Genomic DNA, 13,412 nt, shown 5'->3' on the forward strand with positions numbered 1-13,412 from the left:
GGAAGGGTGAGATCTATGGCAAATTATTCAATTGGTGTAGATTATGGAACGCAATCAGGTAGAGCAGTCCTTGTAGAAGTTGGGACCGGCAAAGAAGTGGCGACAGCGGTAAAAGAATATACACATGGGGTCATGGATGAGTTTCTGCCCGATGGAACAACACAGCTAGAAGATGACTGGGCCTTGCAGCATCCGTCCGATTATCTTGAAGTGTTACAGATTACGATTCCAGAAGTTTTGAAGAAAGCGCAAGTTTCACCTAAAGATGTAATTGGTGTAGGGATTGACTTTACCGCTTGTACGGTTCTGCCAATTGATGAGCATGGAACACCATTATGTTTGAAGGAAGAATACATGAACAATCCCCATAGCTATGTAAAGCTTTGGAAGCATCATGCCGCACAGGATGAAGCAAATCGCTTAAATGAAATTGCTGCAAAACGTGGGGAAACATTTTTACAGCGTTATGGCGGGAAAATTTCCTCCGAATGGTTAATTCCAAAAGTATGGCAAATATTAAATGAAGCTCCAGAAATTTATCAAGCTGCCGATCAGATAGTAGAGGCAACGGATTGGGTCATTTCTCAGTTGACGGGAGAAATCAAGCGGAACAGCTGTACAGCTGGTTATAAGGCAATCTGGCATAAAAAAGATGGCTACCCATCCAGTGATTTCTTCAAGGCACTTGATCCACGATTGGAAAATGTGGTTGAAGATAAGTTATCAAATAAAATTGTTCCGATTGGTTCTAAGGCTGGGGAAATTACCGAGAAAGCGGCGAAGTTAACAGGATTAAATCCAGGCACCGCGATAGCCGTTGCGAATGTTGATGCTCATGTATCCATCCCTGCAGTTGGAATTACTGAGCCGGGCAAGATTTTAATGATCATGGGAACTTCGACTTGTCATATTTTACTTGGGGACGAAGAAAAAGTAGTTCCAGGAATGTGCGGCGTGGTTGAAGATGGTGTAATCCCAGGGTACATGGGTTATGAAGCGGGCCAATCATGTGTAGGTGACCATTTTGAATGGTTTACTGAAAATTGTGTTCCGGCAAGGTATTTTGAGGAAGCAAATGAGAGAAATGTAGGAATTCATCAGTTATTAACTGAAAAGGCAAGTAATCTACAAGTTGGTGAAAGCGGTCTCATTGCGCTGGACTGGTGGAATGGTAATCGCTCTACTCTCGTAGATGCTGATCTGACAGGAGTACTTTTAGGTGCCACATTGTTAACAAAGCCAGAAGAGATTTACCGAGCATTAATTGAAGCTACGGCCTATGGAACAAGGATGATTGTGGAAACATTCCGCAACCATGGTGTACCGATTCATGAGGTATATGCGTGTGGTGGAATTGCCGAAAAAAATGCACTGATGATGCAAATTTACTGTGATGTGCTAAATATGGAGATTAAGATATCAGCATCTTCTCAAACACCTGCTCTTGGGTCTGCAATGTTCGGTGCCGTTGCAGCAGGAAAAGAACGTGGTGGTTATGATCATATCGCTGACGCAGCAAAGGATATGGGAAAAGTAAAAGATGATATCTATCAACCTATTAAAAATAATGTAGATGTTTATAATCAGTTATTCTACGAGTACGTCCGTCTCTATGATTATTTTGGCCGCGGTGAAAATAATGTAATGAAAACCTTGAAGCGAATTAAGAAGGAAAGCACTTTAGAAAATAAGGGGGAGACCGTATGTTAGAACAACTAAAACATGAGGTTTTTGAAGCTAACTTGCAACTTCCAAAGCACGGATTGGTTACTTTTACCTGGGGGAATGTGAGCGGGATTGACCGTGAGCAAGGCCTAGTGGTTATAAAACCAAGTGGTGTTCCGTACGAAGAGCTAAAAGCCGAGGACCTTGTGGTAGTGGATTTGGATGGCGTGGTTGTCGAAGGAACATTAAGGCCCTCTTCTGATACTCCAACACATCTTGCCCTATATCGTGCTTTTAGTCACATTGGCGGCATTGTCCATACACACTCACCATGGGCTACAAGCTGGGCACAAGCAGGGTGCTCAATACCTGCTTTAGGTACTACTCATGCTGATTATTATTATGGAGAAATTCCTTGTACACGCGGGTTGACGAAAGATGAAATTAATCGCGCGTATGAGGTAGAAACGGGTAATGTTATCATTGAAACATTTGAAACCGGTGGTATTGACCCAATAGCAATGCCCGCGGTTCTTGTGTCAAATCATGCTCCATTCTGCTGGGGGAAAAATGCAGACCAAGCAGTTCATAATGCAGTAGTTCTAGAGGAAGTAGCCAAAATGGCATTACATTCTCTTCAGCTCAACCCAGCCATTAATCCGATTGATCAATTCCTATTAGATAAGCATTATCTGCGCAAGCATGGTGTTAACGCCTATTACGGACAAAAGTAGAATGATTTTTATTTGAACTTGTACGAACAAATTGAATTTGTGGGACAGTTGAGCCTGTCCCCTTAGGAGGTTTTATCTTGTTAACTACAAAAGCATATGAATTTTGGTTTGTAACGGGAAGCCAGTTACTTTATGGTGAAGATGTTCTGAGGAAAGTAGAAGAAAATTCAAGAGCAATCGTTGATGGATTGGATGATGACTCAACTTTACCCTATAAGTTGGTATTTAAATCAGTCGTAAAGGATTCCAATGCCATCCGCAAATTGATCCTAGAAGCAAACGCAGATGAAAAGTGTGCCGGTATTGTTACATGGATGCACACATTTTCTCCATCAAAGATGTGGATTGGAGGATTATCTGCACTGCAAAAGCCGTTACTTCATTTAGCTACCCAATTTAACCGCGATATTCCATGGGATTCTATCGATATGGATTTTATGAATTTAAATCAATCTGCCCATGGGGACCGTGAGCATGGTTTCATCGGCAGCCGCATGCATGTGAAACGTAAAGTGGTCGTTGGTCATTGGGAGAACAAAGAAGTTAGAGAACGTGTTGGCAGCTGGATGAGAACAGCGGCTGCTTTTTCGGAAAGCAAGAATTTAAAGGTTGCTAGATTTGGTGATAATATGCGCCAGGTTGCCGTAACCGAAGGCGATAAAATAGAAGCGCAAATTAAATTTGGCTGGACAGTCAATGGATATGGCGTTGGTGACCTAGTTCAAAAAATGAACCAAGTCTCCGATAAAGAAGTGGATCAGCTTATTGCTGAATATGAGGAGCTGTATGACCTCGTACCTGAGGGACTTACGGAAGGTCCAGTTAGAGACTCAATCCGTTATCAAGCAAGAATTGAGCTAGGCATGAAATTATTTTTAACAGAAGGAAACTATAGTGCATTCACAACTACATTTGAGGATTTACATGGAATGCGCCAGCTTCCTGGTCTAGCTGTTCAGCGTTTAATGGAACAAGGCTATGGTTTTGCTGGGGAAGGGGACTGGAAAACAGCTGCTCTTGTAAGATTAATGAAAATTATTGCTGGCAATGAAGGGACCTCTTTCATGGAGGACTATACGTATCATTTTGAACCAGGCAACGAAATGGTTCTTGGTGCCCATATGCTAGAGATTTGTCCGACTATTTCAGCTACCCGTCCGACAATCGAGGTTCATCCACTAGGCATTGGCAATAAGGAGGACCCTGCACGAATTGTATTTGATGGAAGAGGCGGCGCTGCATTAAATGCGGCAATTATTGATCTAGGACATCGGTTTCGTCTGCTTATAAATGAAGTGGATGCTATACAGCCAGAAAGAGATATGCCTAAACTTCCTGTTGCAAGAGTATTGTGGAAGACGCAGCCGTCTTTAAGCCAGGCTGTTGAAAACTGGATTATAGCTGGGGGTGCGCACCACACATGCTTCTCCTATAAGGTTACTGCAGAACAACTAAGAGATTTCGCAGAATTAACTGGTATTGAAATGGTATTAATTAATAATGATACTAATTCACATGACTTTGCTAACGAGCTGCGCTGGAATGAAGTAGTGTATCGCTAACGTTTTTTGAAAAAAAGTCAATTCTTAAATACAGGGCTACTAAGAAGCCCTGTATTTAAAATCTTAAGGAAATCGTAGGTAATATTTAATCCCTGTGTTAAATAACCTATATAGAAGACTAAATATTCGAAAGAGTAATAAAATTGATGGTTGTTAATTGTCTTTAGATAAATTATAATATTTACATAAATGGTGATTTTAGCCCAACTTGATTAATCGTTTCACCAAAAGATTAATCGTTTCACCAGAAGGTCAATCGTTATATCAATAAGTAAAGGTGATAAAAATGATAAATATAAGAGATATAGCGGAAAAAGCTAATGTTTCAATTGCTACAGTATCAAATGTTATCAATAATAGAGGGCGTGTTGGAGAGGAAACGAGAAAAAAGATAATAAAACTAATTGAGGATTATAATTACAAACCAAATGAGATCGCCAAAAGTCTAAAATTAAATAAGACGGATGTAATTGGTGTGATAGCCGAGGATATTTCTGTTTTCAATACTCCAGAGATAATAAATGGGATTCATGCGGCAGCGGAGGAAAAAGGGCTATCCATTTTGTTAACGAATATGGGGCTATTTAAAAAAAATGGGAATCTGTTTCCGGAAATAAATAAATGTAATGAGTTTGCTGTCCCGCTGTTTAATCAATTAGTGTCAAGTCAAGTTGAAGGAATTATTTATATCGGAATACATCCGAGGGATTTAACAGATGTATTACCCGATTCAAGGAAACCAATCGTTTATACCTACAGTTATACCAGAAATGAAGATGATTATACCGTTAATTACAATGATGAAGGTGCTTCCTACCGAATAACTAAACATCTGATATCCCACGGACATAGTCTAATTGGATTAATAAGTGGTCCCATTAATTCAGCTTCATCCTATGCACGCTTTCAAGGATATCAAAGGGCATTAAACGAGCATCACTTGATGTTTATTCCGCAATTTATAAAAACAGGGGATTGGAAATATGAATCCGGATATAGTATGACAAAAGATTTGTTAAATCAGAAGGAAGTACCTACCGCAATTATTGCCATGAATGATTTAATGGCTGCCGGGTCAATTCAAGCAATAAAAGATTTAGGTTTTCAGGTGCCAACAGATATTTCAGTTGTGGGATTTGATAACAGGGAATTAAGTGATTATATTTCACCTAGATTAACGACAATGTCCTTACCCCTGGAGGAAATCGGGCGAAAAGCGATGGATATTCTGGACCAGATTAGAAATAGCCGAACTGTCTCGCAAAAAAAATACTTATTAGATTGTCAGCTCATTGAGCGAGAGTCGGTTAAATCTCTTCAATGAGATTTAGGGGAAATGCGGTAAACACTTGGGCGGTGTCCCTATTAGTTGAAAGGGGTATTTCTATTGAAAAATAAATCTTTACCTTACTTATTATTAATTCCGGTTTTTACTATGATCATAGTTGTGGTTTTTATTCCTTTGGTTACGACTATTTTGTATAGCTTTCAATCCTATCGGTTAACTAACCTTGCAGAACAAGCAACATTTATTGGGTTTGACAATTACATCGCTATATTTCATGACAGCAGGTTTTTATCATCATTAGGCACAAGCCTGATTTACATTGCTGGAAGTGTTTTGGGCATGTTAATTCTGGCACTGATAACTGCTCAAATTGCAAATCAAGCTTTTAAAGGAAGATCGATTTTTCGTTCAACGATTCTTTTGCCTTGGGCGGTTGCGCCAGTCGTTGCCGCACAGGCATGGAAATTTATGTTTGAAACGGACTATGGGATCATCAATTACTTGTTAAAATCACTTGGGATTATTGATCAAAATATTCCTTGGCTTGTCTCATCAAAATATGCCATAGGAAGTGTAATATTAACGAATATTTGGAAAACCACTCCTTTGTTAACATTAATTATTATTTCCGGATTGCAGACCGTTTCCCGGGATTTATATGAGAGTGCTGAAATGGATGGAGCCAGCCCAATCAAAAAATACTTCTATATAACACTACCATTAATAAAACCCTTTATTCTGATGGGGCTTATTTTCACAACACTACAAACAATAAATGTTATTGATATTATTTATATCATGACTGGCGGTGGACCAGGAGAAGCTACAGAAATTTTCACATTATACAATTATAAGATATTCTTTAAAAACCTTGACTTTGGTTTAGGTGGCGCTATGGCAGTAATAGGTGTAACTGTAATTGGGGTATTGGTTCTCTTCTATGCCCGAAACATGAATAAACAAGTTAATCACTAATGATTAAAAGTGAATGCATAACTATTCTGGTACATAGGAGGAACGTTAATGAAGAAAAGACTCGGTCCGGTGTTCTGGATTGGTTTAATTGTTATTTTGGTGATCAATGTTTCGCCTTATCTCTGGACACTTATAACATCTTTAAAACAACAGAATGAAATATATAATGTGAAAATTCTTCCAAAGGGACTCTATTTTGATAATTATGTTCAAGTTATTTCTGAAAGCGGTTTCCTGACGAATATTTTGAATAGTATCGTCGTTTCAGGCGCTACTGCCTTGATATGTATTATTATTGGAGTCCCTGCTGCCTACGCATTTGCGCGTTTAAAATTCAGATTTCAAAATACATTGTTTATGCTAGTTTTATTTATTACTATTTTTCCAGGTATTTTTATCATCAGTCCATTATTTAGCTTTTTAAAAGAGATCGGTGCGATTGATACCTACTTTGCACTTATATTACCCTATGTGGCATATTTTACGCCTTTAGTGGTTTGGATTTTAACAGGATTTTTCAGAACAATTCCTAGAGCTATTGAAGAAGTTGCCATTATTGATGGGTGTGGGATTTTTAAAGTTATTACTCTAATTATATTACCACTATCATTACCCGGAATATTGACGGTAGGGATCATAACATTTACTTTGTCATGGAATGAGTTTTTATTCGCTTTAATTTTTACTTCGTCAGATAGTGCCAGGACTGTCCCTGTAGCTATATCACAATTTCAAGGGATTCATTCTTTGAATTGGGGGCAAATGACTGCAGCAGCCATAACTGCAACAATACCAATTGTTTTAATATCTGTAGCATTACAAAAATACATCATTAGCGGTTTAACTGCCGGGGCAATCAAAGAATAATGTTATGCATTGCTTAAAGGAGGTGAAATGAATTGAAATAGTCCCTGATTCAAAAAGTTAGTGGCGCCTCATTCTAGCAATCTACCTCATAGAAACACCTGATAAATATTTTATTGTGGTTTTCAAAAATGCTCCTAGACCTTCATGACAATTTTTAATCAATTTAAAAGTAATAAATAATGACTTGAAAGGAGAAAAGTATTGAAAAAACTTAAGTCGAAAATTCTATCATCCGCAGTTATTGGTGTTGTTTTATGTTCAAGTTTTACGTTACCCGCCTTTGGAGCGTATGTTCCGGGCATCCCTGCTGCAGTGGATCCGGGGACTCCCAATTATAGCGGGGCTGCACAGCCAGTTCCTACAGAACCTGTTGCCTATGATCCCTCCAAAAACATGTTAGGGGAAATTTACAAATCAGATAAGGCGGCAGGCGGAGAATCATACTGGATCGATCGAATTCTTGAAAGGCCGGGGTCAGCTGGCGGAAATGATTTATTTACACGGGGCAGGGCTCTTTATATGTATACCCACACGCCAAGTGCCCTTGGCTTTGGCGGCGGTTATGCATATAGGGAAATGCCGACTGGAAGCGCTCAAAATTTGTATACGGTTACACTGTCTGATTCTACGTTATCCGAAGTGACAACGGAAAGGAAGCAATATCCAAGTTACTGGTCAAGCGCACATCAAGCTGCGGGCATAAGTGTTAAACAGAAAAAATTTATCACGTTTAATAATGTAGCTGTTACCGTTTTGGAAATCACCAATACTGGGGATAAAAGTGTTACGAAAACGCTAAATGTTTCATCTCCAATTGCAAGTACTCCATCCAAGAATGGAACTGAATTAACAGGAAGCCAAAAAGCAAGATATGACTTAACTACGATGTATCCTCGATTAAGTGGGGACGGTATGACGGTTGACGGTACAAAATTAACAAAATCCATTACGTTAGATCCAGGAAAGTCAACAACTGTAAAAGTGCAAATGGGGGTTACCACAAAGGAAATACCGGAGTCAACTACTGATTATGAGAGATTTGCAGCTTACGACGCAAAAACAGCCTTCCAGACTCAACTTGATGAGTACAATAAATGGTGGTCTGAAAATGTGCCGTATATCGATATCCCTGATCAAAATATTAAAAAGATGTCCTATTATCGAACATTTTTAAACCGATTTAACTATTTGGATGCAAACATTCCTGGCAACGACTTTCAGTTCCCGGTCTCCTTGGAAGGTGTCCTGGGATATAACAATGCCATTCAATTAACACAGCCTATGCATATGCAGGATTTAAAATATTTTAGAAATCCGATTTATTCTTATGGGAACTGGGTATCCTCGGGGGAAAGTTCGAAATACTCCGCATTCCAAGATAACCCGGGAGATCCTGCACACTGGAATAATACTTATGAGCAATGGATTGCCGATGAAGCTTGGGAAGCTTATAAAGTTCACGGTGGAGATACAAAGATTCTGAATAACCTTGCCCGTTATGCGGAAGGGGATGTAAAGGGTCAATTGGACAAATTTGATACAAATAAGAATTATCTTGTCCAATATGACTGGGGCTCTTTAACGGGTAATGATGCCGACGCAGTTGCTCTAAACTGGAGAAACAGGGACCAGGAACGGACCGATCAAAGTGCATTCAATTATTCCAGTGCATTAGCTGCAGCAGAAGCCTATAAAATCATCGGAAATGACCAGAAAGCAAAGGAAATGTCAGATCTCGCGGAAAATATTAAAAAGGCAATCCTAACAACATTGTGGGATGACTCTGAAGGGGAGAATGGCAAGGTTTTCAAGCAAAAGGATATTCAGTCCGGGGAGTTAGTGCCTTGGAAAGACCAGCAAAACTTCTCGCCGTTCACACAAGAGGTAGTGCCGAACACAGATAATTATAAGAAGGCTTTACGCTTCTATGCTGATAAGAATCAATTTCCAATCATGCCATTCTTTACGGCTAACCAGGCTGATAAGAAACTAGCTGTGGCAGCTGGGCGCGGCGGCAGTAACAATTTTTCAAATATTAACTCCACACTTCAGGCAAGATTGTTTGCAACGGCAATCAGAAAGTATCCATCTGAGTATATTACTCCGGATATGTACAGAAAGCTGATTGAATGGCTAACATGGACTCAGTATGTGAATGGAGACAATCGCTACCCGGATAATAATGAATTCTGGAATAGCTTTGATGACAAAACGAAAACGCTTAACTACAGGTCGTGGATCCATCATAACATCCTTGGGGCGTACAACTTCTCACTGATTGAGGATATTGCAGGGATGCAGCCGCGTACGGATGAAACGTTGGAACTGTGGCCGATTGATATGGGATATGACTACTTTACAGTAAACAACTTAAGTTACCATGGCAGCGATTTGACGATTGTATGGGATAAACCTGATGGAAAGAAGCATTATGAAAACGCGCCAGAAGGCTATTCTGTGTATCTTGACGGCGAGCTGGCTTTTACTGTTAATGACCTTGTTCATCTTACGTATGATTCCAAATCGGGAACAGTTACCATCCAAGACGACAGCAGTAAAGCTGCCGTTACGTATAATAAAGTCAAACAGATGAAGAAAGTCACTGACGTTTCGCTTTCAGATAATGTAAGAGCAGTAGATATGTTCCAAAAAGCGGGCGTCGACATTTCTAGTAATACCGGGAAAGCAGAAAATCTTGCCAAAGGTAAAAAAGCATCTGCTTCTTATACATCCGTTGGTTCAAAACCTGAAGATGTGACGAAAGTAGAAAATGCGGTTGATGGATTTACCGTCAGCGGTCTTCCGACGACCAGAGGAACCCATTATGCAGCTCCAAATCCGATTTGGGGTACGAAAGGCTCTCCGAATAAGCAGGATTGGTATGAGGTGGACTTTGGCAAAGCAACTGCTTTTGATAATGTAAAACTATATTTCTACAGTGATAAATCTAGAAATAACTATAGAGAACCACAGTATTATACGATTCAGTATTTAGAGGGCACTGAATGGAAAAATGTCCCTTATCAAAAGAAATCGACACTTCAGGCTAACTTTAATGAGGTTAAGTTTAACACCATCACTGCACAGAAGATAAGAGTGCTTATGACTCCTTATCCAGGATTTGCGGTAGGACTTAAAGAAATTCAAGCATTTGAAACAGGAATCAAGGTACCAATTGAACCGAACAAAGCGCCAGAGGTTGAGATTCTTTTGGATGACAGTTACAACCAAGTGATGAAGAAACGGTTGGTAGCGTCTGTATCTGACGATGGTCAACCACTGGATTTCCCTGATTTAACCTGGAGCAAAAAATCAGGACCTGGATCGGTCGTATTTTCAGATCCTAAATCGATAAGCACAGTCGCTAGCTTCACAGAAGAAGGCACATATGTCGTAACGTTAACGGCGAATGATGGCGAATTATCTACATCGGCCGATATAAAAATAGATGTAAAGATGGAAAAAGTGAACCTGGCGTTAAGCGCTAAGCCATCGACATCGTACGTTTCCTCTTGGGAGGATCTGAACGCCATAAATAATGGCATTGACCCAAAAAGTTCCACCGATAAAACGGGTGGCGCTTATGGAAACTGGAACCATAATTCTCCGACTGAGTGGGTCCAATATACTTGGAATAATGAGGTTGTCATCAATGAGTCGGATGTTTATTGGTGGACAGATAACGGCGGAATTCTAATGCCTAAGGCCTATACGCTTCAATACCTAGATGCTGACGGCAAAACCTGGAAAGATATCGAATTGATTTCAGGTCTGGTTGTGGAGCCAAATAAGTATAACAAAACCACATTCAAACCGGTTAAAACGAAAGCGCTGCGAATGACGATTACAAGAGGCGCCCAATGGACGGGTATATTGGAATGGAAAGTTTCGGAGCCTCCGGTTCTACAAATTAATCCTGATAATGTTAAAGTTCGTGTCCAAAAGGGTGAGCAGCCAAACTTACCGAAAACCGCGCAAAAGGTATTTGATGGAATTACCCAGAATGTAAATATCACGTGGGATTCAATCAGTGATGAACAGTTGAATGCAGGTGATGCACAAATACAAGTTTTGGGCACGTTGGCAAATTCGTGGCAGGTAATTCCGGCAACGGTTTATGTTAGAAGTGAGGCTAATGTAACGATCAATACCATTACAGAAGAAAATGTTTCGACTATGGTAGGGGTTAAACCGGTATTGCCTTCAGTGGTTGAGGTACAGTACAACGACGGTTCGATGGACAATATGAATACAAAGGTAACATGGGATTCAATCGACCCATCCAAGTATTCAGATGCAGGTGAATTTACAGTTTATGGTACGGTTCAAGGGACGGATATCAAGGCAGTAGCGAATGTAACTGTAAAACCAACGAAAGATTATTTTTATCAATTGATTGAAAGAGCGAAGGCGATTTCAAATGAGTATTTAATTTACACGAAAAAATCGTACACAGCCTTGCAGGATGCGATTAAGGCTGCAGAACAAGTTGGCTCAATCGAAACAGACACCCAGTTGAACGAAGCTGTTGCACCGCTTAAATCAGCAGTTGACGGCTTGGTAAATATCCCAATCAACTATGATAATCTGGCGGCATTAACCAATACGTTTGTTTTGGAATATGGTGCTCCTGGATCACAAGGGATCAGTAATTCTTTGGTGAAAAAGCTGGAGAATGCAAAAAAAGCAAGCAGCAAAGGCAACATTAATGATGCGAATGAGTTAACTCAATCTTATATTGATGAAGTATCAACTTATATTGGAAAGAAATTATCGAATGAGCAAGGCAAGGTATTGATCTGGTGGGCCCGCAAATTACTTATTGAATAATTCAGCCTTGGTTGAACAACAGTCAAGCCTCTTCCGGGCAGAAGAAATTTTGCCCGGAGGCACTTTCAAGTAAAAAATGTATCTATTGTTCTAATAATATTTTAAATTTATAAGGAGGCCCCATTAAATGAAAAATCCATTGAAAAAGCTTTTGATATTCATGTTCCTGTTTGGGTTGATTTTCGCAATGACAGCGTGCAGCGGCGCGGGTGAAAAGGCAAACAGCGAAAAAGGCGGGGATAAATCTGGTAAAGCTACTATTCGAATGGCCGTTTTTGAAAATGATCCAAATGGTATGATGGAAAAAGCTAGACAAAAATTTAATAAAGAGCATGACAAGATTAATCTTGAATTTACCCAGATGTCCAATGATGCTTCACAAATGCATGACCAAACCGTAACACAGCTTTCTGCAAAATCAAAGAATTTAGATATTGTAAATATGGACGTAGTTTGGACGGCAGAATTTGCGGAGTCAGGCTGGTTAGCACCTCTTGATGATAAGTTTACAGAAGATCTTCAGTCTAAATATATATCAAGACAGGTGGACTCTGTAAAATATAATGATAAAACATGGGCTGTGCCTTGGTTCAATGATTTACACCCATTATGGTATCGTAAGGATTTACTAGAAAAGTATAATCAAAAAGTACCAGAAACATACGAAGAAGCTGTGAAAGTAGCTCAATTGATCTCAAAAAAGGAAGGAATTCAAGGATTCACTATGCATTGGGGACGGTCCGAACAATTAATTGTGAGTTTCACAGAATTCTTACATGCAGCTGGCGGAGACTTCTTTGATAAAGACGGCAAGGTTACAATAAATAGTCCTGAGGCCGTTAAGGCACTGCAATTCATGGTTGATATGATGAATAAGGATAAAGTTGTATCACCTTCTGCTATTGGATATTCAACTCCTGAAGACTCACGAATTCCGTTTACACAAGGGCAGGCACTATTTAATCCAAACTGGGGATATGTCTATTCTCTTAACCAGGCAGATGACTCACCAGTTAAGGATAAAACATGGGTAGCAAGTAACTTCAAATTTGAAGGCGGTAAAAAAGCAAACTCAGTGGGCGGCTGGAACTTTGCCATTTCAAATAGTTCTGAGCATAAAGATGAGGCTTGGGAAGTGATCAAGTGGTTTACTTCAGCTGAAAATCAAAAAGAAATGCTTGTTGGCGGAGGGTATGCCGGAACACAGTTAGCACTTTATGATGATGCAGATGTTATTAAAGCAAATCCTTATTTAGAGGAGTACACAAAGGTATTTGAAGAGGCATCTATTAGACCAACTCATCCACAATATTCTAAGATGTCAGATAAAGCTCAATCCTATATTCACCAAGCGCTATCCGGAGATGTAAGCCCTAAAGAAGCATTAGATAAATTAGCTAAAGAACTTGAAAACATGAAATAAATAAAATGATTTGAACGGTTGGGATCCGATGACCCAACCGTTTCTTTTTTTTAGGCTGTGTTAAAAGT

At 39.6% G+C, this 13,412-nt stretch carries 8 protein-coding genes; all 8 read left to right on the forward strand.

The annotated features are described in order from the left end of the window. Nucleotides 1–15 precede the first annotated feature (15 nt). The 8 genes from araB (at nt 16) to ACFVSW_RS04615 (ending at nt 13,344) form a co-directional block, all read left to right on the forward strand. Complete coding sequence (araB, locus tag ACFVSW_RS04580) at nt 16–1,710, forward strand: ribulokinase (protein ID WP_387312782.1); 1,695 nt, start codon at nt 16–18, stop codon at nt 1,708–1,710. After that, nucleotides 1,704–2,399: an L-ribulose-5-phosphate 4-epimerase gene (gene araD, locus ACFVSW_RS04585; RefSeq protein WP_387312784.1), complete on the forward strand. Its 696-nt coding sequence runs from the start codon at nt 1,704–1,706 to the stop codon at nt 2,397–2,399. Before araB ends, araD begins: the two co-directional genes overlap by 7 nt. A 77-nt stretch (nt 2,400–2,476) precedes the next feature. Further along, entirely contained in the window at nt 2,477–3,961 is a 1,485-nt protein-coding gene (gene araA, locus ACFVSW_RS04590; RefSeq protein WP_387312787.1) for an L-arabinose isomerase, read from the forward strand. A gap of 286 nt (nt 3,962–4,247) precedes the next feature. Beyond that, nucleotides 4,248–5,285: a LacI family DNA-binding transcriptional regulator gene (locus ACFVSW_RS04595; protein WP_387312790.1), complete on the forward strand. Its 1,038-nt coding sequence runs from the start codon at nt 4,248–4,250 to the stop codon at nt 5,283–5,285. 63 nt (nt 5,286–5,348) lie between these two features. Beyond that, on the forward strand, nt 5,349–6,224 hold the full coding sequence (locus ACFVSW_RS04600) for a carbohydrate ABC transporter permease (protein WP_387312793.1): 876 nt from the start codon (nt 5,349–5,351) through the stop codon (nt 6,222–6,224). A 48-nt stretch (nt 6,225–6,272) separates the two neighbouring features. Next, a complete protein-coding gene (locus ACFVSW_RS04605) occupies nt 6,273–7,091 on the forward strand; it encodes a carbohydrate ABC transporter permease (protein WP_387312796.1) in 819 nt (272 codons plus the stop codon). 201 nt (nt 7,092–7,292) lie between these two features. Beyond that, nucleotides 7,293–11,921 (forward strand): Ig-like domain-containing protein, encoded by a 4,629-nt coding sequence (locus ACFVSW_RS04610; protein WP_387312798.1) that lies wholly within the window; start codon nt 7,293–7,295, stop codon nt 11,919–11,921. A gap of 127 nt (nt 11,922–12,048) precedes the next feature. Further along, on the forward strand, nt 12,049–13,344 hold the full coding sequence (locus tag ACFVSW_RS04615; RefSeq protein WP_387312800.1) for an ABC transporter substrate-binding protein: 1,296 nt from the start codon (nt 12,049–12,051) through the stop codon (nt 13,342–13,344). Nucleotides 13,345–13,412: the final 68 nt, after the last annotated feature.

This window comes from Neobacillus sp. NPDC058068 (genome assembly GCF_042885335.1).
In the GTDB taxonomy this organism is placed as follows: Bacteria; Bacillota; Bacilli; order Bacillales; family Cytobacillaceae; genus Neobacillus.

Bases quoted from the DNA above. Each gene is read 5' to 3' on its own strand.
- ACFVSW_RS04605 (WP_387312796.1), top strand. From the start codon at position 6,273: ATGAAGAAAAGACTCGGTCCGGTGTTCTGGATTGGTTTAATTGTTATT.
- araD (WP_387312784.1), top strand. From the start codon at position 1,704: ATGTTAGAACAACTAAAACATGAGGTTTTTGAAGCTAACTTGCAACTT.
- ACFVSW_RS04615 (WP_387312800.1), top strand. From the start codon at position 12,049: ATGAAAAATCCATTGAAAAAGCTTTTGATATTCATGTTCCTGTTTGGG.
- araB (WP_387312782.1), top strand. From the start codon at position 16: ATGGCAAATTATTCAATTGGTGTAGATTATGGAACGCAATCAGGTAGA.
- ACFVSW_RS04595 (WP_387312790.1), top strand. From the start codon at position 4,248: ATGATAAATATAAGAGATATAGCGGAAAAAGCTAATGTTTCAATTGCT.